This is a genomic window from Pseudomonas sp. UW4 (assembly GCF_000316175.1).
In the GTDB taxonomy this organism is placed as follows: Bacteria; Pseudomonadota; Gammaproteobacteria; order Pseudomonadales; family Pseudomonadaceae; genus Aquipseudomonas; species Aquipseudomonas laurylsulfatiphila.
This window is the reverse complement of the sequence record NC_019670.1, coordinates 592,130-616,268: the sequence shown is the minus strand read 5'-3', so window position 1 is coordinate 616,268 and position 24,139 is coordinate 592,130. Positions and strand designations below refer to the sequence as shown.

General features: G+C 60.8%; 26 protein-coding genes. All 26 read left to right on the top strand.

Features of this window, described 5'->3' with window-relative positions:
- The first annotated feature begins 115 nt into the window (after positions 1–115).
- The 26 genes from PPUTUW4_RS02725 (at position 116) to ureC (ending at position 24,130) form a co-directional block, all read left to right on the top strand.
- A complete protein-coding gene (locus tag PPUTUW4_RS02725) occupies positions 116–763 on the top strand; it encodes a hypothetical protein (protein WP_015093291.1) in 648 nt (215 codons plus the stop codon).
- Between the two features lie 158 nt (positions 764–921).
- A complete protein-coding gene (locus PPUTUW4_RS02720) occupies positions 922–2,133 on the top strand; it encodes a bifunctional cobalt-precorrin-7 (C(5))-methyltransferase/cobalt-precorrin-6B (C(15))-methyltransferase (RefSeq protein ID WP_015093290.1) in 1,212 nt (403 codons plus the stop codon).
- Entirely contained in the window at positions 2,126–3,223 is a 1,098-nt protein-coding gene (locus tag PPUTUW4_RS02715; protein ID WP_015093289.1) for a cobalt-precorrin-5B (C(1))-methyltransferase, read from the top strand. The genes PPUTUW4_RS02720 and PPUTUW4_RS02715 overlap by 8 nt, the downstream gene beginning before the upstream one ends.
- Positions 3,220–3,948, top strand: a complete 729-nt coding sequence (locus tag PPUTUW4_RS02710; RefSeq protein ID WP_015093288.1) for a cobalt-precorrin-6A reductase — start codon at positions 3,220–3,222, stop codon at positions 3,946–3,948. Before PPUTUW4_RS02715 ends, PPUTUW4_RS02710 begins: the two co-directional genes overlap by 4 nt.
- 189 nt (positions 3,949–4,137) lie before the next feature.
- Positions 4,138–4,440 (top strand): type II toxin-antitoxin system RelE/ParE family toxin, encoded by a 303-nt coding sequence (locus tag PPUTUW4_RS02705; protein WP_015093287.1) that lies wholly within the window; start codon positions 4,138–4,140, stop codon positions 4,438–4,440.
- Positions 4,441–4,443: 3 nt separating this feature from the next.
- Complete coding sequence (locus tag PPUTUW4_RS02700; protein WP_007994260.1) at positions 4,444–4,734, top strand: addiction module antidote protein; 291 nt, start codon at positions 4,444–4,446, stop codon at positions 4,732–4,734.
- A gap of 100 nt (positions 4,735–4,834) precedes the next feature.
- The gene (locus PPUTUW4_RS02695; RefSeq protein WP_015093286.1) at positions 4,835–5,233 is read left to right on the top strand and encodes a DUF2946 domain-containing protein; all 399 of its coding nucleotides are present in this window, start codon (positions 4,835–4,837) and stop codon (positions 5,231–5,233) included.
- A 47-nt stretch (positions 5,234–5,280) separates the two neighbouring features.
- Positions 5,281–5,760, top strand: coding sequence for a copper chaperone PCu(A)C (locus PPUTUW4_RS02690; protein ID WP_015093285.1), 480 nt, complete (start codon positions 5,281–5,283; stop codon positions 5,758–5,760).
- A gap of 21 nt (positions 5,761–5,781) precedes the next feature.
- Positions 5,782–6,228, top strand: coding sequence for a DUF2946 domain-containing protein (locus tag PPUTUW4_RS02685; protein ID WP_015093284.1), 447 nt, complete (start codon positions 5,782–5,784; stop codon positions 6,226–6,228).
- A 108-nt stretch (positions 6,229–6,336) separates the two neighbouring features.
- Positions 6,337–8,454: a TonB-dependent copper receptor gene (locus tag PPUTUW4_RS02680; RefSeq protein ID WP_015093283.1), complete on the top strand. Its 2,118-nt coding sequence runs from the start codon at positions 6,337–6,339 to the stop codon at positions 8,452–8,454.
- A 128-nt stretch (positions 8,455–8,582) separates the two neighbouring features.
- Complete coding sequence (locus PPUTUW4_RS02675) at positions 8,583–9,962, top strand: PepSY domain-containing protein (RefSeq protein WP_015093282.1); 1,380 nt, start codon at positions 8,583–8,585, stop codon at positions 9,960–9,962.
- A 164-nt stretch (positions 9,963–10,126) separates the two neighbouring features.
- The gene (locus tag PPUTUW4_RS02670) at positions 10,127–10,915 is read left to right on the top strand and encodes an ABC transporter ATP-binding protein (RefSeq protein ID WP_015093281.1); all 789 of its coding nucleotides are present in this window, start codon (positions 10,127–10,129) and stop codon (positions 10,913–10,915) included.
- Positions 10,912–11,871, top strand: coding sequence for an ABC transporter substrate-binding protein (locus PPUTUW4_RS02665; RefSeq protein ID WP_015093280.1), 960 nt, complete (start codon positions 10,912–10,914; stop codon positions 11,869–11,871). The genes PPUTUW4_RS02670 and PPUTUW4_RS02665 overlap by 4 nt, the downstream gene beginning before the upstream one ends.
- Entirely contained in the window at positions 11,868–12,878 is a 1,011-nt protein-coding gene (locus PPUTUW4_RS02660; protein WP_015093279.1) for an iron ABC transporter permease, read from the top strand. Before PPUTUW4_RS02665 ends, PPUTUW4_RS02660 begins: the two co-directional genes overlap by 4 nt.
- Positions 12,879–13,078: 200 nt before the next feature.
- Positions 13,079–13,501, top strand: coding sequence for a hypothetical protein (locus tag PPUTUW4_RS02655; protein ID WP_015093278.1), 423 nt, complete (start codon positions 13,079–13,081; stop codon positions 13,499–13,501).
- 317 nt (positions 13,502–13,818) lie between these two features.
- Positions 13,819–15,084, top strand: coding sequence for an urea ABC transporter substrate-binding protein (gene urtA / locus PPUTUW4_RS02650; protein ID WP_015093277.1), 1,266 nt, complete (start codon positions 13,819–13,821; stop codon positions 15,082–15,084).
- Positions 15,085–15,245: 161 nt separating this feature from the next.
- A complete protein-coding gene (urtB, locus tag PPUTUW4_RS02645; RefSeq protein WP_015093276.1) occupies positions 15,246–16,748 on the top strand; it encodes an urea ABC transporter permease subunit UrtB in 1,503 nt (500 codons plus the stop codon).
- Positions 16,748–17,827, top strand: a complete 1,080-nt coding sequence (gene urtC, locus PPUTUW4_RS02640) for an urea ABC transporter permease subunit UrtC (protein WP_015093275.1) — start codon at positions 16,748–16,750, stop codon at positions 17,825–17,827. Before urtB ends, urtC begins: the two co-directional genes overlap by 1 nt.
- Positions 17,824–18,693, top strand: coding sequence for an urea ABC transporter ATP-binding protein UrtD (gene urtD / locus PPUTUW4_RS02635; protein WP_015093274.1), 870 nt, complete (start codon positions 17,824–17,826; stop codon positions 18,691–18,693). The genes urtC and urtD overlap by 4 nt, the downstream gene beginning before the upstream one ends.
- 132 nt (positions 18,694–18,825) lie before the next feature.
- Positions 18,826–19,524: an urea ABC transporter ATP-binding subunit UrtE gene (gene urtE, locus PPUTUW4_RS02630; RefSeq protein WP_015093273.1), complete on the top strand. Its 699-nt coding sequence runs from the start codon at positions 18,826–18,828 to the stop codon at positions 19,522–19,524.
- 165 nt (positions 19,525–19,689) lie between these two features.
- Entirely contained in the window at positions 19,690–20,529 is an 840-nt protein-coding gene (locus PPUTUW4_RS02625) for an urease accessory protein UreD (protein ID WP_015093272.1), read from the top strand.
- Positions 20,530–20,599: 70 nt separating this feature from the next.
- The gene (locus PPUTUW4_RS02620; protein ID WP_015093271.1) at positions 20,600–20,902 is read left to right on the top strand and encodes an urease subunit gamma; all 303 of its coding nucleotides are present in this window, start codon (positions 20,600–20,602) and stop codon (positions 20,900–20,902) included.
- Between the two features lie 9 nt (positions 20,903–20,911).
- Positions 20,912–21,445, top strand: coding sequence for a GNAT family N-acetyltransferase (locus PPUTUW4_RS02615; protein WP_015093270.1), 534 nt, complete (start codon positions 20,912–20,914; stop codon positions 21,443–21,445).
- A gap of 6 nt (positions 21,446–21,451) precedes the next feature.
- Positions 21,452–21,985: a GNAT family N-acetyltransferase gene (locus PPUTUW4_RS02610; RefSeq protein ID WP_015093269.1), complete on the top strand. Its 534-nt coding sequence runs from the start codon at positions 21,452–21,454 to the stop codon at positions 21,983–21,985.
- On the top strand, positions 21,985–22,290 hold the full coding sequence (locus tag PPUTUW4_RS02605; protein ID WP_007979653.1) for an urease subunit beta: 306 nt from the start codon (positions 21,985–21,987) through the stop codon (positions 22,288–22,290). Before PPUTUW4_RS02610 ends, PPUTUW4_RS02605 begins: the two co-directional genes overlap by 1 nt.
- A 139-nt stretch (positions 22,291–22,429) precedes the next feature.
- Positions 22,430–24,130 carry an urease subunit alpha gene (ureC, locus tag PPUTUW4_RS02600; protein WP_015093268.1) on the top strand — a complete coding sequence of 567 codons (1,701 nt, stop codon included), beginning with the start codon at positions 22,430–22,432 and terminating at the stop codon, positions 24,128–24,130.
- Positions 24,131–24,139: the final 9 nt, after the last annotated feature.

Here is a 24,139-nt window from a genome sequence, read left to right as displayed (position 1 = left end):
AACAAAAATCAACTTCACAACACGCTCTTATTTCAACCCCATATCGACTCCTGTACTTTTAATTCGCAAACAACAATAGCAAACATATCAAACAGCTAACTATCAGGAGCAACCCATGAGCAAAAACAGCCTGTCTGGAGCATTGACCGGACACAGCCTTACTTCATGCGTAGACGAACTTTCACTGCAAGATCACAAAGACCTTACCGATTGCACGCAAATAGCCACAAAATCCGCTGACATGCTTTGTAGTCGCTTCACTGATTCGTCAAAGTGGCTGCATGAATATGTAAATACGCTGGATTTCCTGGGTTGGTCTGTCTTTGAAGACGCGATTTTCACCCGCACCCGTAGCGTCATTTCACAAAGCGTTGCGCACTTTCTGGTGCAAAGCGCTGAAGGCATGCGGGACTCCCGACAAGGCAATGCCATGATAGACACGCTCGACGCGCTGAAGCCCGACAAATCGGCGCTGTTTTCACTGGATGAAGAGAGTCTTATGGGAGAAGGTTTTCAGGTAATACCTGCACGCTACGATTCAAGGGGATTCCTTGAAATAGCCGTCTTTAATCTTGAATTGGAAGTAACTACAAGAAAAAATGGTTTTTTGTTCTGGAGCTGGGAAGATCAGGATGCACAAATCACCCAGCGACGGGCCAGTCTTAAACTGGACAGATACAAACTCGAAAATAAAAAACCGCTGATTGAAAAAAAGCTTCGCGAAATCACCATGAAGAGATTCGAACTGCGCAAGCCATCATAAGATTGAATATCCTGACACTTGAATGGTGTCATCACGGTCAAAAGCACGCCTTCACCCGATGACAACAGGCGAATGCCGCGCCGCGGTATGATGCGCAACCGCCAGCCCGGCACGGACCGGCTCCGTGATTTGGCTTCGATTGATAGATGAGGAACAGCATGACCCCCTGGCTGACAGTAGTAGGCATCGGAGAGGAAGGCTTCAAGGGGCTTGGAAAAAATGCCCGACATGCTCTGCTGAAGGCTTCGCGGATCATTGGCGGTCAACGACAACTGGATCTGCTGCCAACCTGCATCCGTGGCGAACGGCAACTGTGGCCAAGTCCTTTTTCCCTTGAACCGGTCCTGGCCAGACGTGGCGAGCCCGTCTGCGTCCTGGCCAGCGGCGATCCAATGTTCTATGGCGTCGGCGCCAGCCTTGCCCGACAACTCCCTGCCAGCGAAGTGCTGACGCTTCCCGCGCCCTCCTCCTGCTCACTGGCAGCAGCGCGAATGGGTTGGCCCTTGCAGGACGTGGTCACCCTCTCGGTGGTGGCCCGGCCGCTCGCCGCACTCAACGCCCACCTGTCCAGCGGCGTGCGCTTGCTGGTATTGAGCAACGACGGCCGCAGCCCCGCGGCCATCGCTGCACTGTTGCGCGAACGAGGCTTCGGCCCCAGCCGTCTCACCGTGCTGGAACACCTGGGCGGCGAAGCCGAGCGGCGTATCGACAGCATTGCCAGCGAATGGAACGCCCCGCTGATCGCCGACCTGAACCTGGTCGCCATCGAATGTGTCGCTGAACCGAATACACCGCGCCTGTCCCGACTGGCCGGACTGCCGGACTCCGCCTTCAGGCACGACGGTCAATTGACCAAACGCGATGTGCGCGCCATCACCCTCGCACGTCTGGCCCCGATCCCCGGCGAACTGTTGTGGGATGTCGGTGCCGGCAGTGGCTCGATCGGCATCGAATGGATGCGCACCCACCCCGGTTGTCGCGCACTGGCCATCGAGGCGGATGACGGCCGCCAGGCGTTGATCGAGCACAACCGCGATGCCCTCGGCGTTCCCGGCCTGCAGCTGGTTCGTGGCAATGCGCCGCAGGCCTTGGCCGGCCTGGAGCGACCGGACGCGATTTTCATCGGTGGCGGTGTCACCCGTGAAGGCGTGCTGGATACGTGCTGGGCCGAACTCAAACCTGGTGGCCGGTTGATTGCCAACGCAGTCACCCTGCAAAGTGAAATGACCCTGATGGCCTGGCGCGAGCAACACGGCGGAGAGTTGACGCGAATTCATATCGCGCAAGCACAACCGCTGGGCGACTTTGACACCTGGCGCCAGGCCCTGCCGATTACCTTGCTGGACGTGACGAAGCCTTTCGATGCGTGACGAAACCGCCGAACAACCCGCCCCGCTGCGCAGTGGCCTGACCACCGGCAGTTGCGCCACCGCGACCAGCCTCGCTGCCGCACGCTTGCTGTTGGCCGGTGTAACGGCCGATGCGGTCGAAATCGTGCTGCCCAAAGGCAAGCACGTGCAGATGCGCCTGGAGTTCTGCCGCCTTACCGAGGACGGCGCCGAAGCGGGAACCCTCAAGGACGCCGGCGACGATCCCGACGTGACCCATGGCGCCCTGCTGTATTCGCAGGTGCGTCTGAGCGCCGAGCCGGGGATTCGCTTCCATGCCGGCCGCGGCGTCGGCACCGTGACCCGGCCCGGGCTGGTGCTGGGGGTCGGCGAACCGGCGATCAACCCGGTGCCACGCAAAATGATCGGCGATCACCTGGCTCGACTGGCCGACGAGCTCGGTTATGCTGGCGGTTTCGACGTTACGGTCAATGTCGAGAATGGCGAGGCACTGGCACTGAAAACCATGAACCCGCGCCTGGGCATTCTTGGCGGACTGTCGATCCTCGGCACCAGCGGCATCGTCCGACCGTTTTCATGCGCGGCCTACATCGCCTCGATCCATCAGGGCATCGACGTGGCGAAAACCAACGGATACCTGCACATCGCCGCCTGTACCGGCAACGCCAGCGAAGACACCATGCGCCAGGTCTACAACCTGCCGGAAATTGCCCTGATCGAAATGGGCGACTTCGTCGGTGCCGTACTCAAGCACCTGCGCAAAGTGCCCGTGGACAAGCTCAGCCTGTGCGGTGGTTTCGGCAAGATCAGCAAACTGGCAGCCGGGCATATGGATTTGCACAGTCGTCATTCGAGCATCGACCTGCCGCAACTGGCGCAATGGGCCGCACAGGTCGGTGCCGATACGGCATTGCAGCAAAGCATCCGCGAGGCCAACACCAGCCAGCAGGCACTGGCCATGGCCGCCGCAGCCGGGGTTGCCCTGGGCGACGCAGTCTGCCAGCACGCCCTGGATTTTGCCCGCAGCGTGGTGCCGGCACAGGTTCAGGTGGAAGTCTTTGCCATCGATCGCCAGGGCGGGATTGTCGGCCATGCAGGCGCGTTTCAATGAAGCGCATCCTGTTGCTCGGCGGTGTGACCGAAGCCCTGGCCATTGCCCGCACGCTGGGGCCGCAACACATCTATAGCCTGGCCGGTATCGGTCGGGTGCCCACGGACCTGCAATGTCAGATCCGCATTGGCGGTTACGGCGGTGCCGAGGGTCTGGCGCAATTCATTCGCTATGAAGGTATCGAACTGCTGGTCGACGCCACTCACCCCTACGCCGCCCAAATCAGCCAGAACGCTGCGACCGCCGCGCGCTTGAGCGGTGTTCCCTGCTGGGCGCTGCGACGTCCGGCCTGGCAAGCCCGGGCGGGTGATGACTGGCGGGAAGTTGCCGATTGGGCCGAACTGATCGAAGCCCTGAAACCCTTCCGCCGACCGCTGTTCACCCTCGGCCGCGAGCCCCTGCAACACCTGGACGAAATTCCTGCGGAGCAATTCTGGACCCTGCGCGCGCTGGATATCTATCCGGGCAACGAGCGCTGCGAAGTGATCGGCGCACGGGGACCGTTCCTGATCGACGATGAACGCGCGTTGTTCGAACGTCGGCAGATCGACGTATTGATCAGCAAGAACAGTGGCAGCACGGCGACCGAGCCAAAGCTGGAAGTGGCGCGTGAGCGTGGGGTGCCGGTGATTGTTTTGAAGCGGCCGGTGTTGCCTGGGGTTGAGCGGGAATTTGGCTCGGTGGCAGAAATGTTGGATGCCCTATCGATGCAGGACTATTCCTGAAAGCTGCCAAATCTCGAGACTCTGCTGGCAATAATCTCAGACGAAGCTGGCTATCTACTCTACCTCCTCAATCCTATAGTTCACCTCCTCCTGAACCAATCAAGCACACCCAACATTCACTGGGATGTACGGCCTCGCCCAAAAGAAAGTGACGCTTGCCACTCTGTATCCCAAGGAATACGATTCAACATGATCGAATTTGAGCGATCCCGAGTATTTGCCGACTGGCTCAACTCGTTGAGGGATACCATCGGCAAAGCTCGAATAATCGCCAGACTCCGGGCAGCCGAGTATGGAAATTTTGGTGATTGTGAATCGGTAGGCGCTGCGGTTTATGAGATGCGCGTTCACTATGGCCCTGGCTACAGGCTGTACTTCACTCGCAGAGATGAAGTGATTTACTTGCTGCTGATTGGAGGAGACAAGTCGACTCAAAAACGAGATATCAAACGTGCTATTCAAATGGCACACAATATCGGTAATGAGGAGTAAATCATGGCCGAACAATTTACCCGTTTTGATGCCGTCGAGTTTCTCAAGACACCGGAGGAAATGGCGGCTTATCTGGATGCCTGCTTTGAAGAGGATGCCGGAGACGGCGTGTTGATACGTGCAGCGCTCAACGATATCGCCCGAGCAAAGGGCATGACACAAATAGCCCGTGATGCCGGCCTGGGACGCGAGAGTCTTTACAAGGCGCTGAGCAGTAGTGGCAATCCTGAATTCGCGACTATCATGAAGGTTATGAAAGCTTTGGGTCTGCGTTTGCACGCCATCGCTGTCTGATTGCACTGCGACACCAAACCGCACACCGCGTTTTTACTTATCGGCCCTGATCAGGCTAAATAGCCCGCGCCTGATCGCCCACCCAAACGGATTTTGTCCCATGTCCCGACAACGGCTCGCAATTGCCTGGATAGCCTGCTTCGCAGTGCTGTTCAATTTGCTCGCCATGCCGATGTCCGGAGCGATGGCGCAAACGTCGAAGTCACCTGCCGAACAGTTGTTGTGGGGCAGCTTCTGCAGCGCCAGCGGCACCAGGATGGTGGCGATTTCCATCGGCGACCTTGAACAGAAAGCCCCGCAGAACGACGATCATTCCAATATGCAGCATTGCTGGTGCTGCTCGGGTTCTGCGCCATTGGTGGCGTTGCCGGGACATTCGCCACAGCTGTATTTCGCGCACTTCGAATCCAACCGAAGCTTGCCTGCCACCTCGCTCGACAGCCCGTCACCGCGCCAGCAATGGCCGAGCCTCAACCCCCGTGCTTCACCTCTGGTGTGATTTTTTCTCGCAATTGACCTGCGTTTAAATCGTTCCGGAGAACTGCCATGTTGAACAAACTCATCGTTCTGGCCGCGTTGCTGCTGCCTGCCTGCTTTGCCAATGCCCACGAATACAAGGTCGGCACGCTGGAAATCGCCCACCCGTGGTCCCAGGAGTTGCCACCCAGTGCGCCCACCGTTGCGGCGTATTTCGTGATCGACAACGAAGGCAAGACCGCCGACCGCCTGCTCAGCGTCGACACCCCCATTGCCGGCGAAGCGCAATTGCATGAGCACGTGATGCAAGGCGACATGATGAAAATGCAGCACGTACCGAGCGTGGAAGTGCCCGCCGGTGGCGAGGTCACTTTCGCACCGATGGCCTATCACGTGATGTTGCTGGGTCTCAAGGACCGCAGCCTGCTGGTTGACGGCAAGCGCTTCCCCATGACACTGCACTTCGAAAAAGCCGGTGACGTGACGGTCGAAGTCGCGGTGCAGAAGCAGGCGCCGGACGGCATGCAAGCGCACATGCACAATCCGTAATCGCCTGAGCTGAAAACGCCCATGCGCCCGCTTAGCGCCAGGTCATCCAGGCCACGCAGTCAGGCATTGAGCCTGACACGCGGCAGCTGGATCAGCCTGTTCGCCATGCTGATGATCTTTATCGGTCCGCTGATTTCCCAGTCGATGCCGATGGATTCGCGCGCCATGTCGATGAGCATGCCTGCGGGTATGAGCATGGACATGTCTGCGATGGAGCATGCCGACCACGGCAAGCAAACCTCCGCCGAGCATTGCCCGCCAGCCCCGGGGCACCATGTGCTGTGGGAAAAGTGCGGCTATTGCAGCCTGCTGTTCAATTGCCCGGCGCTGACCGGCGGCGTGTCCTTCGCCAACTTCGTCATTCCACCTGTCAACACCTTCACCACACCCTCTCCGCGCCTGGGTCATGCCCGGCAAACCTTCTTCCCCGGCGCCCGTACCCGCGCCCCGCCGTTCATCGTCGCGTAAACACTCACTGCTGATTTCGCACGGTCCGCAAGACAGCCAAAGCCCGCTAACACAGGGAAAGCTTCAGGCTGCCGGCCGTGTCGTTTACGACTGTTCGATGGAAATTTCATGTCCAGGTTTTCTGCTGACACACGCTTGAGCCCAGCTCAAGTCTCCATGGCCCAAAACGAATCCGGCATTCGTTTCAGGCACGCCACTGCGATTTTGTGCAGTGCATTGCTGGCGCCTTCCGCGCTGGCCGATGAACACGCCGGTCACACTGAAGAACTGAGCCCGACGGTGATTACCGCCGTTGCCCCCAGCTCGCCATTGACCATCGTCACCAACCCCAAGGACCCGCGCCAACCGGTGCCGGCCAGCGATGGCTCGGATTATCTGAAAACCATTCCGGGTTTCGCCCAGGTGCGCAACGGCGGCACCAACGGCGACCCGGTGCTGCGCGGCATGTTCGGCTCGCGGCTGAACATCCTCACCAACGGCGGCATGATGCTCGGCGCCTGTCCCGGGCGGATGGACGCGCCGACCTCCTACATTTCGCCGGAAACCTACGACAAGCTGACCGTGATCAAAGGCCCGCAAACCGTGCTCTGGGGACCGGGCGCTTCGGCCGGCACCATCCTGTTCGAGCGCGAACCGGAACACTTCGGCGAGCTAGGCACACGGGTCAACGCCAGCGTGCTGGCCGGCTCCAACGGGCGCTTCGACAAACTGGTGGACACCGCTGCCGGCGGGCCACTGGGCTACGTGCGGGTAATCGGCAACACCGCACATGCAGACGACTACCAGGATGGCAACAACGACACCGTCCCATCGCGCTACGACAAATGGAACGGCGACGTCGCACTCGGCTGGACCCCGGATGCCGATACCCTGCTGGAGCTGACCGCCGGCAAGGGTGACGGTGAAGCGCGCTACGCCGGGCGCAGCATGGACGGTTCGCAGTTCCTGCGCGAAAGCCTCGGCCTGCGCTTCGAGAAATCCAACATCGGCGATGTGCTGGATACGGTCGAGGCGCAGGTCTACTACAACTACGCCGACCACGTGATGGACAACTACACCCTGCGCACGCCGTCCGGCACCGGCATGATGGCCGGCCCCATGGCCTCCAACGTCGACCGCCGCACACTCGGCGCACGGATCAAGGCCACCTGGCGTTGGGCTGATGTGCAACTGATCAGCGGCATCGACGCACAGACCAACGAGCATCGCCAGCGCGGTGCCATGGGCGTCGACACCTACAAGGACCTGCCCTACACCAAGGATGCCGACTTCCATAACTACGGTGTGTTCGGCGAACTGACCTGGTACGCCGCCGAGCGTGACCGCTTGATCAGCGGTGCACGCCTGGACCGCGCCTCGGCCAAGGACTATCGGCAAACCATCGGCTCGGGAATGATGACCCGCCCGAATCCGACCGCCGACGACACCCGCGCCGACACCCTGCCAAGCGGCTTCATCCGCTACGAGCATGACCTGGCCGACAGCCCGACCACCTTGTACGCGGGCCTCGGTCACACCCAACGGTTCCCGGATTACTGGGAGCTGTTTTCACCCAAATCCGGCCCCGCCGGTTCGGTGAATGCCTTCGACTCGATCAAACCGGAAAAAACCACCCAGCTCGATTTCGGCCTGCAATACAAGACCGAAACACTCCAAGCCTGGGCCTCGGGTTACGTCGGGCAGGTGCGCGATTACATCCTGTTCAACTACACCCCAACGATGATGGGCACGACCTCGCAAGCCGAGAACATCGACGCACGAATCATGGGCGGCGAACTGGGCGCCGCGTACAACCTCACTGAACACTGGAAAGCCGACGCGACCCTGGCCTATGCCTGGGGCAAGAACAGCAGCGATGGCTCTGCATTGCCGCAGATGCCGCCGCTGGATACCCGTTTCGGCCTGACCTACAGCGAAGACAACTGGAGTGCCGGCGCACTGTGGAGAGTGGTCGCCGCACAAAACCGTATCGACCAGAACAAGGGCAACGTGGTCGGCAAGGACTTCGGCAAGACGCCAGGGTTTGGCGTGTTCTCCCTCAACGGTGCCTATCGGATCAACAGCAACTGGAAGGTCAGCAGCGGCGTCGACAACCTGTTCGGCAAGGCTTACGCCGAGCACTTGAACCTGGCCGGAAACGCCGGCTTCGGCTACCCCGCCAATGACCCGCAAGCCATCAAGGAGCCGGGGCGCACGCTCTGGACCAAGGTGGATATGAGCTTTTAAGAGCATCGCGGGCAAGCCCGCTCCCACATGGACAATGTTGAACCTGTGGGAGCGGGTTTGCCCGCGATCGGTTGCGCAGCAACCGTAAAACAAACAACTAAAAAATCCAGCCAAGCGGAGCACACGTGATGAAACAGCCCAAAGTGAACTTCTACAACCTGGCCTGGCGCTGGCATTTCTATGCCGGATTGTTCGTTGCGCCATTCATGGTGATGCTGGCCCTGACCGGCACCATTTACCTGTTCAAGCCGCAACTCGATTCGCTGATGTACAGCAGCCTGCTCAACGTGCCGGCCGGTCATCACACTATCGCGGCCGACGACCTGCTCAAGCGGGTGAAAGATGCGTATCCCCAGGCAACGATCAAACAGTACCTGCCACCGGTCAATGCCGAACGCAGCGCCCAGTTTGTCGTGCTCAACGAAGGCAACGAGCTGAACGTTTTTGTCGATCCGTACCACGGCGACATCCTCGGCGAGCAGGACGCCAAGAAGAACCTGCAAGCCATTGCGCGCGCGATTCACGGCGAGCTGATGATCGGCACCGTCGGCGACCGGCTGATCGAACTGGCGGCCGGTTGGGGTGTGGTACTGGTGGTATCCGGGGTATTCCTGTGGTGGCCGCGCGGTCAGGCCGCCGGCATTCTGTGGCCACGCCTGAGCAGTCGCGGCCGGGTACTTTGGCGTGACTTGCATGCCGTCACCGGATTCTGGGGCGCCTCCCTGCTGCTGGTGATGCTGCTCAGCGGCATGACCTGGACCGGCTTCTGGGGCCAGCAATACGCAGCCGTGTGGAACGTCTTTCCGGCGGCAATGTGGGACAACGTACCGAAGTCCGACGTCGAGGCGCGCAGCCTCAACAGCGCCACCCGCCAGACCGTGCCCTGGGCCATGGAAAACACGCCGATGCCCATGTCCGGCGACCACGCCGAACACATGGCCCACGATGGCGCGCAAGCCGGCCCGGCCGCACCGACCATCAGCCTGCAGGACGTGCAGAACATCGCCACCCAAAGCAAGGTCGAGCCGGGCTACAGCATCACCTTGCCAACGACCGCCACGGGTGTGTTCACCATCGCCGTGTTCGCCGATGACCCGCGCAATGACGCCACGTTGCACATCGACCAGTACACCGGCAAGGTCCTTGCCGATGTGCGTTACGAGCAATATGGCGCCGTCGCCCGCGCCACGGAAATCGGCGTGATGCTGCACGAAGGCAAGATGTTCGGCACGCTCAATCAGATCATCGTGTTGCTGATCTGCCTGATGATCCTGCTCAGCGCGGTCAGCGGCGTGGTGATCTGGTGGAAGCGTCGTCCGCAAGGAAAACTCGGCGTACCGCCGCTGCGCCACGACCTGCCGAAATGGAAAACCGCCATGGTGATCATGTTCGCCCTCGCGGTGGCCTTCCCGTTGGTGGGCGCTTCGCTGGTGGTGGTGTGGGTGCTGGATCGTGTACTGCTGTCGCGTTTTACCCGGCAGACTGAGAGCGCCTCATCTTCATCATGAAACAGCTGAGATGCGCGGGGCTCAAGGAGCTGTAAACTCCCGCGCATGTCACCTCGACCTTCTTCGCGAGCAGGCTCTCTCCCACATTTGACCCTGTTCCAATGTGGGAGCGAGCCTGCTCGCGATGGGGTCAGCCGCACCACCGATGTACCAAGAGCATTTGCATGACCTCGCTGAACCTCGCAAACATTTCCTGGACGCCCCTGGGCCACGGCCATTGCCACCATCAATTCCAGCTGCGTGATGCCTCCGTGCACGTGGCCGCGGGTGAGTTCGTCGGGTTGATCGGCCCCAACGGCAGTGGCAAGACCAGCCTGTTGCGTTGTGCCTGGCGCTTCAGTAAACCGGAGCACGGCGAGGTCAGGCTCGATCACCAGAATGTCTGGAAACAGTCTTCACGCTGGTGTGCGCAACGCATCGCCGTGGTCTTGCAGGAGTTCCCCGACGCCTTCGGCCTGACCGTCGAGGAAGTGGTCGCCATGGGCCGCACGCCGCACAAAGGCCTGTTCGATGGCGACTCGCTCGAGGACTCGACACTCATTCATCAGGCGCTGGAGTCCGTCGGCCTCAAGGGCTTCGATGACCATGAGTTCGCCACCCTCTCAGGCGGTGAAAAACAGCGGGTTATCCTCGCCCGAGCCCTGGCCCAGCAACCGCAACTGCTGATCCTCGACGAGCCGACCAACCACCTCGACCCACGCTATCAGCTTGAGCTGTTGAAGTTGGTCAAGCACCTGAACATCGGCACCCTGGCGAGCATCCACGACCTCAACCTGGCGGCGGCTTTTTGTGATCGGCTGTACGTGATCAACCATGGCCGCATCGTCGCCAGCGGCACGCCGCAAGAGGTGCTCACCACCGCCCTGCTGCGCAATGTGTTTGGCGTCGACGCGCTTATCGATGACCATCCGCTGCACGGCTACCCACGAATCACCTGGATAACCCAACCATGAATTTGCGTTCCCTGCTGCGCTCCGGCCTCTGCCTCGTGATGCTGTCGATCAGCGCCCAGGCCTTGGCCGAAGCCACCCATTACCCGCTGACAGTCAAAAGCTGCAACCGCGAAGTGACCTTCACGCAAGCACCGCAACATGCCCTCAGCCACGACATCAACATGACCCAGATGATGCTCGCCCTCGGCCTCAAACCACGAATGGCCGGCTACAGCGGCGTCAGTGGCTGGAAGGCCGTGACACCCGACATGCAGTCGCTGCTCGACGGTCTGCCGGAACTGGCGGCCAAGTACCCGTCGGTGGAAACCCTGCTCGATGCCAACGTCGATTTCCTCTTCGCAGGCTGGGACTACGGCATGCGCGTGGGCGGCGATCTCACTCCGCAAACCCTGCAGCCGCTGGGCATCAATGTGTATGAGCTGAGCGAATCCTGCGCCTTCGTGATGAAGCGCCCACCGGCCAGCCTCGAAGACACCTACAACGACCTGCGCAACCTCGGCAGGATCTTCGACGTGCAGGACCGCGCCAACGCCCTGGTCGCCCACATGCAGGCGCAAGTGGCGGACATTCGCAAAACCCTGCCCGCGCAAAGACCGCGGGTCTTCCTGTACGACAGCGGCGAAGACCGGGCCATGACCTCAGGCCGACTGGGCATGCCGCAAGCACTGATCGACGCCGCTGGCGGGCGCAACATCCTGGAGGATGTCGAGGCAAGCTGGACCCGGGTCAATTGGGAAAGCGTGGTCGAACACAACCCGCAGGTGATCGTGATCGTCGACTACAGCGAAATCACCGCCGAACAGAAGATTCAGTTCCTGCTGGCAAACAAGGCCCTGCAATCGGTGGAAGCGATCAAGCACCGGCGCTTCATCGTCATCCCCTACGTGCAGGCCACGCCGGGGATCGATAACGTGCTGGCGGTCGCTACCCTGGCCAAGGGTTTCCACGGCGAATGATCAACCGTCGCTACGTCCTGTTGCTGATCGCCCTCGGTGCGCTGTTGCTGGTGTCGTGCGTGGTGTCCCTGGGTTTCGGCCCGGCGCGGGTACCGCTGGACGTGGTGTGGCGCATTCTGTTGCACAAACTGTTCGGCTTCGGTGTACCGGACTGGAACCCCGGGCAGGAACATATCGTCTGGCTGATCCGCGTGCCGCGCATGCTGCTCGGCGCACTCGTGGGCGCCGGGCTGGCTTTGATCGGCGCCGTGCTGCAAGCGGTGACGCGCAATCCGCTGGCTGACCCGCATTTACTCGGCGTCACGTCCGGCGCGACGTTGGGCGCGGTGATCGTGGTGTTGCATGTCGGAGAAATCGTTGGCCTGCTGACCCTGCCGATCGCAGCCTTCATCGGTGCATTGCTGAGCATGCTGGTGGTGCTGATGATCGCCAGCCGCCACGGTCGCCTCGACAGTGATCGATTGTTGTTGTGCGGCGTGGCGGTGTCGTTCGTGATGATGGCGATCGCCAATTTGTTGCTGTTCCTGGGCGACCACCGAGCCAGTTCGGCGGTGATGTTCTGGATGCTCGGCGGACTCGGGCTGGCGCGCTGGGAATTGCTGGCGGTACCGACCGCCAGTGTGTTGTTCGGGCTGGTTTTGCTGCTGGGCATGGCGCGACCGTTGAATGCGCTGATGGCCGGTGAGCAGACGGCAGTGACCCTGGGCCTGAATGCGCGCACCGTGCGCCTGCGGGTATTTCTGATTGCATCGCTGATGACCGGGGTGCTGGTGTCGATCAGCGGCTCGATCGGTTTTGTCGGACTGATGGTGCCGCACATCGCACGGCGTCTGGTCGGGGCTGAACACCGAAGGGTGCTGCCGGTGTGCGTGTTGCTCGGCAGCGTGTTTCTGGTCTGGGTCGACGTCGCCGCCCGGACGATGATCGCGCCCGAAGACTTGCCCATCGGGGTGGCCACGGCGGCGATTGGCGGGTTGTTCTTCATCGGCTTGATGCGACGTCGTTAACGCCATGTTTAATTAAAAAAAACTTCAAAACTGCATGGATGTCTGGAAAAACCTCGTATTGAGTTAGCACTTAACAAATCCATTACCACGCTCATACTCCGCCCCCGCGAGTTGAATAATAAAAACACTCGCGCACTTCAATGATGATTATTCCTACACCTTAATCGTCACAACTCTTACAAGAGCGGAAAGAGGTAAACATGTTCAAAAAACTCATCATATCCATCGCACTTGTTTCAACGCCTGCATGGGCAGCCAAGCCCCCCTTTACTGGCGTTGACTACAGCGGCCGATATCAATGCACCGGGATGGACAGCCATATCGGTGCGTTTGAAGGTGTTGTCGACATGAAACTCAATGCCGAACAAAGTACCGGCGAACATGGCGCCTACGGTTTTACCCTGACGCTCCTCGACAACTCCCGGTATGACGGGTTTGCCGCCGCCAGCTTGAATTCCCTGGCGATTTACTTTGCCCATACGGATCCGTCGCATAAGGACTACGGTGTCGGAATAGCGAACATCGCTTCCACGCCTGACGGAAAAACTTCATTCACCAAGTACTACTACGGCCCGGAGTACGAAGGTGGCGGACATGGTTTTGAAACCTGCATCAAAAGCTGAGTTGATGCGCCGCTGACTTTGTGGGAGCGGGCTTGCTCGCGAAAGCAGTGGATCAGTCGACACTGTAATCGACTGACCTGACGCTTTCGCGAGCAAGCCCGCTCCCACAATTGATCGATGCTGCCCGCCCCAATCTGGCGCAACGCTTCGCACCAACACGCCTGCCGCGATCCTTCCTGGTGCGCCATCAATCCGCACAACCGCTCTAAAACGCCATTCCCGTACCTTTCCCCGACCGGGCACAGCCCTTGCTAAAGACCCTTCAGTAGTCCGCATCTGCCAACCAAGAAAACTCATAAGTTCATGGAGATCGCACAATGAAGCGTCGCAGTTTGATCAAGGCTTTCACTCTCTCGGCATCCATTGCCGCAATGGGCATGACCTGGACCGTCCAGGCCGCCGAGACCATCAAGGTCGGTATTCTGCATTCGTTGTCCGGGACCATGGCGATCTCCGAAACGTCGTTGAAAGACATGGCGCTGATGACCATCGACGAGATCAACGCCAAGGGTGGCGTGAACGGCAGGATGCTGGAACCGGTGGTGGTCGACCCGGCGTCGAACTGGCCGCTGTTCGCCGAAAAGGGTCGTCAGTTGCTGACCCAGGACAAAGTCGCCGTGGTGTTCGGCTGCTGGACTTCGGTGTCGCGCAAATCGGTACTGCCGGTGTTCGAAGAGCTCAATGGCCTGCTGTTCTACCCGGTGCAGTACGAAGGCGAAGAAATGTCGCCGAACGTGTTCTACACCGGCGCCGCGCCGAACCAGCAGGCGATCCCCGCCGTTGAATACCTGATGAGCGAAGAAGGCGGCAGCGCCAAACGCTACTTCCTGCTCGGCACCGACTACGTCTACCCGCGCACCACCAACAAGATCCTGCGCTCGTTCCTGCATTCCAAAGGTGTGGCCGACAAGGACATCGAAGAGGTCTACACCCCCTTCGGTCACAGCGACTACCAGACCATCGTCGCCAACATCAAGAAGTTCTCGGCGGGCGGCAAGACCGCCGTCATCTCCACCGTCAACGGCGACTCCAACGTGCCGTTCTACAAAGAACTGGCCAACCAGGGCCTGAAAGCCACCGACGTTCCGGTCGTGGCGTTCTCGGTCGGCGAAGAAGAACTGCGCGGCATCGACACCAAGCCACTGGTGGGCAACCTCGCCGCGTGGAACTACTTCGAATCGGTCGAGAACCCGGTGAACAAGAAGTTCGTCGAAGACTGGAAAGCCTACGCCAAGAAACACAACCTGCCGGGCGCCGACAAAGCGGTGACCAACGACCCGATGGAAGCCACCTATGTCGGCATCCACATGTGGGCGCAAGCCGCCGAAAAAGCCAAATCCACCGAGGTCGACAAAGTCCGCGAAGCCCTGGCCGGCCAGACCTTTGCTGCGCCGTCCGGTTACACGCTGACCATGGACAAGACCAATCACCACCTGCACAAGCCGGTGATGATCGGTGAGATCCAGTCTGACGGTCAGTTCAACGTGGTGTGGCAGACCGAAGGACCGATCCGCGCCCAACCGTGGAGCCCGTTCATCCAGGGCAACGACAAGAAGCCGGAGTATGCGGTGAAGAGCAACTAAGCCACAGGATGTCGGGCCCGGGCACTTTGTCTCAGGCCGACACAAATCCCTGTGGGAGCTGGCTTGCCTGCGATGGCATCGCCTCGGTGCAGCAAATACATCGAGTCGCCTGCATCGCTGGCAAGCCAGCTCCCACAATGTCCGCGTCAAGGCGACTTACTATGCCCACCGCCCTTTACCGCCTCATCCTCGCCATCGCACTCTTGCTGCCGATGGCCACCCACGCCGGCGACGCCGAAGACTTCGTCGCCGCCAATCCCGTGCAGCAAGCCAAACTTCTGGAAGCCTGGGCCGCGCAGCCCGATCCGGCCCGTATCGAGTTGATCGATGCCCTGCAACAAGGCGAACTGACCATCGACGGGCAACCGAAAACCCTGCGCCTGAACAACCGCCTGCGGGGTCTGATCGACTCGGCCCTGGCCAGTCATCAGTTGCTCGCCGCCGACGCCAAAATCCGTCTGGCCGCCGCGCAGCAATTGCAGAAGAGTGCCAAACCGGCGCAGTTGAAATTTCTCGACCAGCAACTGGCGGGTGAAACGGATGAAGGCGTCCACGCAGCCCTCAGCCTGGCCCTGGCCAATCTGCAACTGGTCGACAGCGATCCGGCCGTGCGCCTCGCTGCCGTGCGCCTGCTCGGCGAAACCGGCGATCCGCTGGCCCGCACCCGCCTCGAAAGCCTGCTGGAGCCGGGCGTTGAAACCGATGCGATGGTGCGCACCGCCGCTGAAACCAGCCTCGCCCAGGTCAAGCGCAAACTGCTGGTCGGCGAGATGCTGGGCCAGGCGTTCAGCGGCATGTCCCTCGGTTCGATCCTGCTGCTCGCGGCACTGGGCCTTGCGATCACCTTTGGTCTGCTCGGCGTGATCAACATGGCTCACGGCGAGATGCTGATGCTCGGCGCCTACTCGACCTATGTGGTGCAACTGATGTTCCAGCGCTTCGCTCCGCAGGCCATCGAGTTCTATCCATTGATCGCGCTACCCGTGGCATTTTTCGTCACCGCCGCCATCGGCATGGCGCTGGAGCGCACGGTGATTCGCCACCTTTATGGCCGACCACTGGAAACCCTGCTCGCCACCTGGGGCATCAGCCTGATGCTGATTCAGCTTGTTCGGTTGCTGTTCGGCGCGCAGAACGTCGAAGTGGCCAACCCGGCCTGGCTGTCGGGCGGGATTCAGGTGCTGCCCAATCTCGTGCTGCCGTACAACCGCATCGTCATCATTGTCTTTGCGCTGTTTGTGGTGGTGCTGACCTGGCTGCTGCTGAACAAGACACGCCTGGGCCTGAACGTACGAGCGGTCACCCAGAATCGCAACATGGCCGCCTGCTGCGGCGTGCCCACCGGACGCGTGGACATGCTCGCCTTCGGTCTCGGCTCGGGCATCGCCGGCCTCGGTGGCGTGGCCCTGAGCCAGATCGGCAACGTCGGCCCGGACCTCGGCCAGAGCTACATCATCGACTCGTTCCTGGTGGTGGTGCTCGGTGGTGTCGGCCAGTTGGCCGGTAGCGTGCTGGCGGCATTCGGCTTAGGGATAGCCAACAAGATTCTCGAACCGCAGATCGGTGCGGTACTCGGCAAGATCCTCATCCTCGCGCTGATCATTCTGTTCATCCAGAAACGTCCGCAAGGCCTCTTCGCACTCAAAGGACGGGTGATCGACTGATGAACCAGCCCCTACTCGTTACCGCGACCCAAAAAGCCGGCCCCAAAGTCTCGATTGCCATCGGCGCAGTGATCCTCATTGTGTTGCTGGCGTTACCGCTGCTGTCGTTGTTACCGGTGGACAACACGCTGCATGTTTCAGCCTATACGCTGACGTTGGTGGGCAAGATTCTCTGCTACGCCATCGTCGCCCTGGCGCTCGATCTAGTCTGGGGCTACGCCGGCCTGCTGTCCCTGGGGCACGGCCTGTTCTTCGCCCTCGGCGGCTATGCCATGGGCATGTACCTGATGCGCCAGGCTTCGGGCGATGGCTTGCCGGCGTTCATGACGTTCCTGTCGTGGACTGAAATGCCGTGGTTCTGGACCGGCACCAGTAGCTTCCTCTGGACCCTGTGCCTGGTGGTATTGGCGCCGGGGTTGCTGGCGCTGGTGTTCGGTTTCTTCGCCTTCCGTTCGCGGATCAAGGGCGTGTATTTCTCGATCATGACCCAGGCCCTGACCTTCGCTGGCATGTTGCTGTTCTTCCGCAACGAAACCGGTTTTGGCGGCAACAACGGCTTCACCAACTTCCGCACCATTCTCGGCTTTAGCATCACCGAACCGGGCACCCGCGCGGTGCTGTTTTTCGCCACGGTGCTGTTGCTGGTGGCGAGCCTGTACATCGGCTGGCGCCTGGCGCAGAGCAAGTTCGGTCGGGTACTGACCGCGTTGCGCGATGCGGAGAACCGCCTGATGTTCTGCGGCTACGATCCGCGCGGGTTCAAGTTGTTTGTCTGGGTGCTGAGCGCGGTGTTGTGTGGCCTGGCCGGTGCGCTGTACGTGCCGCAAGTCGGCATCATCAACCCGAGCGAGATGTCGCCGACCAACTCGATCGAAGCGGCTGTATGGGTCGCTCTCGGCGGGCGCGGCACCTTGATCGGTCCGTTGCTCGGTGCCGGCGTGGTCAACGGCATGAAGAGCTGGTTCACCGTGGCCTTCCCCGAATACTGGCTGTTCTTCCTCGGCGCGCTGTTCATTGTCGTGACCCTGTACCTGCCCAAAGGCGTGATCGGTCTGCTGAAGAAAGGAGGTGAATCATGAGAATCACGGCAACCGCTGAATTCATGCTCGAACCGGCGTTTTTCCCCGTAGAACCCAACAAGGACGCCGGTAGCAGCCGCGACGCCATCGGTCTCGGCCAGCGCGCCGGCAAAGGCCTGAATACACGCCACGGCACCATCCTGACCCTGGAAGACATCAGCGTCAGCTTCGACGGCTTCAAGGCGCTGAACGATTTGAACCTGTACATCGGCGTCGGCGAACTGCGCTGCATCATCGGCCCCAATGGCGCAGGCAAGACCACGCTGATGGACGTGATCACCGGCAAGACCCGCCCCAGCCACGGCAAAGCCTGGTTCGGCGAAACCCTGGACCTGACGCAGATGGGCGAAGTGCAGATCGCCCAGGCCGGCATCGGGCGCAAGTTCCAGAAGCCGACGGTGTTCGAAGCCTTGAGCGTGTTCGAGAACCTGGAACTGGCGCAGAAAACCGACAAGTCGGTGTGGGCCAGCTTGCGGGCGCGCTTGAGCGGCGAGCAGAAAGACCGCATCGCCGAAGTGCTGGATACCATTCGCTTGACCAGTTCGGTCAATCGCCCGGCCGGCTTGCTGTCCCACGGCCAGAAGCAGTTCCTCGAGATCGGCATGCTGCTGATGCAGGACCCGCAATTGCTGCTGCTCGATGAACCGGTGGCGGGCATGACCGACGCCGAAACCGAGTTCACCGCCGAGCTGTTCAAGCGCCTGGCCGGCAAGCACTCGCTGATGGTGGTGGAACACGACATGGGCTTCGTCGGCTCGATTGCCGACCACGTCACCGTGTTGCATCAGGGCAGCGTGCTAGCCGAGGGCTCACTGGAGCAGGTGCAGGACAACGAACGGGTGATCGAGGTCTATCTCGGTCGATAGACCTGCAAACACATACCAATGTGGGAGCGGGCTTGCTCGCGAAAGCAGTGTGTCCGTCGATGCAAATGTTGAATGTCAGTCCGCATTCGCGAGCAAGCCCGCTCCCACAGGGGAATTGAGGAGTATTTGAGAATGCTACAAGTCGAAAAACTGCACCAGTACTACGGCGGAAGCCACATCCTGCGCGGCCTGACGTTTGACGTGAAGGTCGGCGAAGTCACCTGTCTGCTCGGGCGCAACGGCGTGGGCAAGACCACCCTGCTCAAATGCCTGATGGGCCTGCTGCCGGCCAGGGAAGGCGCGGTGAACTGGGAGGGCAACCCCATCACCGCGTTCAAGCCGCACCAGCGCGTGCATGCCGGCATTGCCTACGTACCCCAGGGCCGGGAGATCTTCGGCCGCCTCACCGTGGAAGAGAACCTGCTGATGGGGCTGTCGCGGTTTCCCGGTAGCGAAGCCAGGGAAGTCCCGGCGTTTATCTACGAGCTGTTCCCGGTGCTGTTGCAAATGAAGCAGCGGCGCGGCGGCGATCTGTCCGGCGGCCAGCAACAGCAACTGGCCATCGGCCGCGCGCTGGCCAGCCGCCCTCGCCTGCTGATCCTCGACGAGCCCACCGAAGGCATCCAGCCGTCGGTGATCAAGGAGATCGGTGCCGTGATCAAAAAACTCGCGGCCCGGGGCGACATGGCCATTCTGCTGGTGGAGCAGTTCTACGATTTCGCCGCCGAACTGGCTGACCAATACCTGGTGATGTCCCGGGGCGAGATCGTGCAACAGGGCCGTGGAGAAAACATGGAAGCGGAAGGCGTACGCGGGCTCGTTACCATCTGAGCCGTCACCGTCCGCTTTTATTGACAGGGCACCAATTTGTCGCGCCAAAGCTACGATTTCGCACGCTATTGGTGCGCCGCAACACTCAACAGCCTCATCCTGCCTGCAATGTCTGGCGGCACAGCCTTTGCAAACATCCTGATGACCTCTCGACAAGCATTGACTATGACTCTCGCGGCTTCAGGCGTTTTGTTCACCCCCAGTTGGCACGCCGAACTGGAACTGGGCTACGCCCGATTCGACAACACCACGCGCCCGGTCCAGCGTCGGCACAAAGGCCCGCTACGGGTACAAAAGCACCTGTATGCCGAAGGGCCGGAAGTCTGCCAGCACATCATCGTCCACCCACCCGGCGGAATTGCCGGCGGCGATCGACTGAATATTTCTGCCAGCGTCGAGGGCAATGCCTGGGCGCAAATCACCAGCCCCGGCGCGGCCAAGTGGTATCGCGCTGCCGGCCCGGCCTTTCAGCAATTGAAGTTGAAGGTGGCGGCCGGTGCGACACTGGAATGGCTGCCCCAGGAGACGATCATTTTCAGTGCGGCCCAGGCTGAACTCAGCACCGCCATCGACCTTGAAGGCGATGCGCGTCTGTTCTACTGGGACGTCGTGGCCCTGGGCCGTCCGGCCAGTGGCGAGCGCTTCGACCATGGGCATTTCCAGGCGCGACTGGATGTGCGTCGCGACGGCCAGTTGCTCTGGCATGAACGTCAGCGCATTGTCGGAGCGGACGGTTTACTTGATTCGCCCATCGGGCTCGACGGGCAGCCGGTGTTTGCCACGTTGTTGGTGACGGGTGAGATCGATAGCGAACTGCTGGAGTCCTGCCGATCGCTGCCCAACGATGTGCGCGGGGATTTGACCCAGTTGCCGGGGTTGCTGGTTGCACGGTGCCTGGCGAGTGAGGCGTTGTTGGCGCGGGGCTGGCTGATTGATTTGTGGCGATTGCTCAGGCCAGCTCTGCTTGGCCGCGAAGCGGTCCCCCCGAGAATATGGAGCACCTGAATATGCAGCTCCTGGAGTCGTATGGGTTGCAAGATTTAACCTTTTAAACTGCCGATTATGGATGTCTACGATGGACCTGACCCCACGCGAAAAAGACAAGCTGCTGATCTTCACCGCGGGCCTGGTGGCCGAGCGGCGTTTGGCGCGCGGCGTGAAACTCAATTACCCGGAAACCATGGCCTATATCTCCGCGGCCCTGCTCGAAGGCGCCCGTGACGGCCAGACCGTGGCCGACCTGATGCACCTGGGCACCACCCTGCTGACTCGTGAACAAGTGATGGAAGGCATCCCGGAAATGATCCCGGAAATCCAGGTCGAGGCCACCTTTCCCGATGGCACCAAACTGGTCACCGTCCACCAACCCATCGCCTGAGGCCGCGCCATGACTTACCGCATCCGCGATGCCGTGCATGCCGACTTGCCGGCCATCTGTGACATCTACAACGACGCCGTGCTCAACACCACGGCGATCTGGAATGAACAGGCGGTCGACCTCGGCAACCGCCAGGCATGGTTCAGCGCCCGGCAATCCCAGGCTTACCCGATTCTGGTGATCGTCGATGGTGAAAATTCGGTACTGGGCTATGCCTCATTCGGTGACTGGCGACCTTTCGACGGTTTCCGCCACACCGTCGAGCACTCGGTCTACGTGCGCAGCGACCAGCGCGGCAACGGCCTCGGCCCACAACTGATGGAAGCGCTGGTCGAGCGCGCCAAAGGCTGCGGCAAGCACGTGATGGTCGCCGCCATCGAAAGCGGTAACGCCGCGTCCATTCGCTTGCATGAGCGCATCGGTTTCATCACCACCGGGCAAATGCCTCAGGTCGGCACCAAATTCGGCCGCTGGCTGGATCTGACGTTCATGCAACTGACCCTCAACCCCGGCGCGCAGCCGCCAGGCATCAACCAGGAGTAATACCCGATGAACGCCGCCCAACTGCGACGCGTCAACGTTGAAAGCTTTGCGCACTATCGTCAGGGCCTGATCGACCTGCTGCTCGACGCCGTCGGCTACGGGGCCAGTGTCGGCTTCATGGCCGGCCTCGATGCGACCCAGGCACACGCCTATTTTGATGAGGTCCAGGACAACCTGAACAAGGGCAATCTGTTGCTGTGGGTGGTGGTCAAGGACGAACAGGTGCAGGCCAGCGTGCAGTTGGGCTTGTGCCAGAAAGCCAACGGCCTCAACCGCGCCGAAGTGCAAAAGCTGCTGGTGCGCGAACATGCCCGGCGTCGCGGTCTGGGCCAGCAACTGATGAGCGCGCTGGAGGCGGCCGCCCTGCAACACAAGCGCGGCATGCTGTACCTCGACACCGAGGCCGGTTCGCCCGCCGAAGCCTTCTACCAATCGCTGGGCTATACCCGCGCCGGTGAAATCCCCGACTACGCCTGCGACCCGAGCGGCCGCTACAAACCGACCGCCCTTTATTACAAGATTCTCCAAGGAGCCCAATGATGATTCCCGGTGAATACCAGATCCAGCCCGGTGACATCGAACTCAACGTCGGCCGCCGCACGATCAGCCTGAAGGTGGCCAACAGTGGTGACCGGCCGATCCAGGTCGGCTCGCATTATCACTTTTTCGAAACCAACGACGCCCTGGCGTTCGACCGTGCCGCCAGTCGCGGCATGCGCCTGAACATCCCGGCCGGCACGGCGGTGCGTTTCGAACCGGGGCAGAGTCGCGAGGTGGAGTTGGTGGATCTGGCGGGGCATCGTCGGGTGTTCGGGTTTGCCGGCAGGATCATGGGTGATCTTTAAGTAACGCTGCGGCCGCACTGGCGTCATCGCGAGCAAGCTCGCTCCCACAGTTGATCGCATTCCTCTGTGGGAGCGAGCTTGCTCGCGATAGTGAGCGCAGCGAACGATCTCAAATCCAATTAAACCCCAAGGCAAGCGCATGAAAATCTCAAGACAAGCCTACGCCGACATGTTCGGTCCCACCGTCGGTGACAAGGTGCGCCTGGCCGATACCGAATTGTGGATCGAAGTGGAACAGGACTTCACCACCTACGGCGAAGAAGTGAAATTCGGTGGCGGTAAAGTCATTCGTGACGGCCAGGGTCAGAGCCAATTGCTGGCCGCTGACGTGGTCGACACCCTGATCACCAACGCGCTGATCATCGATCACTGGGGTATCGTGAAGGCAGACGTCGGTCTCAAGGACGGGCGCATCGCGGCGATCGGCAAAGCCGGCAATCCGGACATCCAGCCCAACGTCAACATCGCCATTGGCGCCAGCACCGAAGTCATCGCCGGCGAAGGCATGATCCTCACCGCCGGCGGCATCGACACCCATATCCACTTCATTTGCCCGCAGCAGATCGAAGAGGCATTGATGAGCGGTATCACCACCATGATCGGTGGCGGCACCGGACCGGCCACCGGCACCAATGCGACCACATGCACCTCCGGGCCGTGGCACCTGGCGCGCATGCTTCAGGCCGCCGACGCATTCCCGATGAACATCGGCCTCACCGGCAAGGGCAACGCCAGCTTGCCGGAGCCGTTGATCGAACAGGTCAAGGCCGGTGCCATCGGCCTCAAGTTGCATGAGGACTGGGGCACCACACCCGCGAGCATCGACAACTGCCTGAGCGTGGCCGACCGGTTCGACGTGCAGGTGGCGATCCACACCGACACCCTCAACGAATCCGGTTTCGTCGAGACCACCCTCGCCGCCTTCAAGGGCCGCACCATTCACACCTATCACACCGAAGGTGCCGGTGGCGGTCACGCGCCGGACATCATCAAGGCCTGCGGTTTTGCCAACGTGCTACCGAGTTCGACCAACCCGACCCGGCCGTTCACCCGCAACACCATCGACGAACACCTCGACATGCTGATGGTCTGCCATCACCTCGACCCAAGCATTGCCGAGGATGTGGCCTTCGCCGAAAGCCGCATTCGCCGCGAGACGATTGCCGCCGAAGACATCCTCCACGACCTCGGTGCGTTCTCGATGATCAGCTCCGACAGCCAGGCCATGGGGCGGGTTGGTGAAGTCATCACCCGCACCTGGCAGACCGCCGACAAAATGAAAAAACAGCGCGGGCCGCTGCCCGGCGATGGTCAAGGCAACGACAACTTCCGCGCCAAGCGCTACATCGCCAAGTACACCATCAACCCGGCGATCACCCACGGCATCAGCCATGAAGTAGGTTCGGTCGAAGTGGGCAAATGGGCGGATCTGGTGCTCTGGCGACCAGCATTCTTTGGCGTGAAACCGACGCTGATTCTCAAGGGCGGTGCCATCGCGGCCAGCCTGATGGGCGACGCCAATGCCTCGATTCCGACACCGCAACCGGTGCATTACCGCCCGATGTTCGCCAGCTTCGGCGGTTCGCTGCACGCCACCAGCATGACCTTCATCAGTCAGGCGGCGCAGGAGGCAGGCTTGCCTGAAGCGCTGGGTTTGAAGAAGAAAATCGCAGTGGTCAAAGGTTGCCGCGACGTGCAGAAAACCGACCTGATCCACAACGACTACCTGCCGAACATCGACGTCGATCCGCAGACCTATCAGGTCAAGGCCGATGGGGTTTTGCTGTGGTGTGAACCGGCTGAGACATTGCCGATGGCCCAGCGTTACTTCCTGTTCTGACCCGGCAAT

Excerpts from the sequence above, each read along its gene's own strand:
- PPUTUW4_RS02725 (WP_015093291.1), top strand. The coding sequence starts at position 116 with ATGAGCAAAAACAGCCTGTCTGGAGCATTGACCGGACACAGCCTTACT.
- PPUTUW4_RS02720 (WP_015093290.1), top strand. The coding sequence starts at position 922 with ATGACCCCCTGGCTGACAGTAGTAGGCATCGGAGAGGAAGGCTTCAAG.
- PPUTUW4_RS02715 (WP_015093289.1), top strand. The coding sequence starts at position 2,126 with ATGCGTGACGAAACCGCCGAACAACCCGCCCCGCTGCGCAGTGGCCTG.
- PPUTUW4_RS02710 (WP_015093288.1), top strand. The coding sequence starts at position 3,220 with ATGAAGCGCATCCTGTTGCTCGGCGGTGTGACCGAAGCCCTGGCCATT.
- PPUTUW4_RS02705 (WP_015093287.1), top strand. The coding sequence starts at position 4,138 with ATGATCGAATTTGAGCGATCCCGAGTATTTGCCGACTGGCTCAACTCG.
- PPUTUW4_RS02700 (WP_007994260.1), top strand. The coding sequence starts at position 4,444 with ATGGCCGAACAATTTACCCGTTTTGATGCCGTCGAGTTTCTCAAGACA.
- PPUTUW4_RS02695 (WP_015093286.1), top strand. The coding sequence starts at position 4,835 with ATGTCCCGACAACGGCTCGCAATTGCCTGGATAGCCTGCTTCGCAGTG.
- PPUTUW4_RS02690 (WP_015093285.1), top strand. The coding sequence starts at position 5,281 with ATGTTGAACAAACTCATCGTTCTGGCCGCGTTGCTGCTGCCTGCCTGC.
- PPUTUW4_RS02685 (WP_015093284.1), top strand. The coding sequence starts at position 5,782 with ATGCGCCCGCTTAGCGCCAGGTCATCCAGGCCACGCAGTCAGGCATTG.
- PPUTUW4_RS02680 (WP_015093283.1), top strand. The coding sequence starts at position 6,337 with ATGTCCAGGTTTTCTGCTGACACACGCTTGAGCCCAGCTCAAGTCTCC.
- PPUTUW4_RS02675 (WP_015093282.1), top strand. The coding sequence starts at position 8,583 with ATGAAACAGCCCAAAGTGAACTTCTACAACCTGGCCTGGCGCTGGCAT.
- PPUTUW4_RS02670 (WP_015093281.1), top strand. The coding sequence starts at position 10,127 with ATGACCTCGCTGAACCTCGCAAACATTTCCTGGACGCCCCTGGGCCAC.
- PPUTUW4_RS02665 (WP_015093280.1), top strand. The coding sequence starts at position 10,912 with ATGAATTTGCGTTCCCTGCTGCGCTCCGGCCTCTGCCTCGTGATGCTG.
- PPUTUW4_RS02660 (WP_015093279.1), top strand. The coding sequence starts at position 11,868 with ATGATCAACCGTCGCTACGTCCTGTTGCTGATCGCCCTCGGTGCGCTG.
- PPUTUW4_RS02655 (WP_015093278.1), top strand. The coding sequence starts at position 13,079 with ATGTTCAAAAAACTCATCATATCCATCGCACTTGTTTCAACGCCTGCA.
- urtA (WP_015093277.1), top strand. The coding sequence starts at position 13,819 with ATGAAGCGTCGCAGTTTGATCAAGGCTTTCACTCTCTCGGCATCCATT.
- urtB (WP_015093276.1), top strand. The coding sequence starts at position 15,246 with ATGCCCACCGCCCTTTACCGCCTCATCCTCGCCATCGCACTCTTGCTG.
- urtC (WP_015093275.1), top strand. The coding sequence starts at position 16,748 with ATGAACCAGCCCCTACTCGTTACCGCGACCCAAAAAGCCGGCCCCAAA.
- urtD (WP_015093274.1), top strand. The coding sequence starts at position 17,824 with ATGAGAATCACGGCAACCGCTGAATTCATGCTCGAACCGGCGTTTTTC.
- urtE (WP_015093273.1), top strand. The coding sequence starts at position 18,826 with ATGCTACAAGTCGAAAAACTGCACCAGTACTACGGCGGAAGCCACATC.
- PPUTUW4_RS02625 (WP_015093272.1), top strand. The coding sequence starts at position 19,690 with ATGACTCTCGCGGCTTCAGGCGTTTTGTTCACCCCCAGTTGGCACGCC.
- PPUTUW4_RS02620 (WP_015093271.1), top strand. The coding sequence starts at position 20,600 with ATGGACCTGACCCCACGCGAAAAAGACAAGCTGCTGATCTTCACCGCG.
- PPUTUW4_RS02615 (WP_015093270.1), top strand. The coding sequence starts at position 20,912 with ATGACTTACCGCATCCGCGATGCCGTGCATGCCGACTTGCCGGCCATC.
- PPUTUW4_RS02610 (WP_015093269.1), top strand. The coding sequence starts at position 21,452 with ATGAACGCCGCCCAACTGCGACGCGTCAACGTTGAAAGCTTTGCGCAC.
- PPUTUW4_RS02605 (WP_007979653.1), top strand. The coding sequence starts at position 21,985 with ATGATTCCCGGTGAATACCAGATCCAGCCCGGTGACATCGAACTCAAC.
- ureC (WP_015093268.1), top strand. The coding sequence starts at position 22,430 with ATGAAAATCTCAAGACAAGCCTACGCCGACATGTTCGGTCCCACCGTC.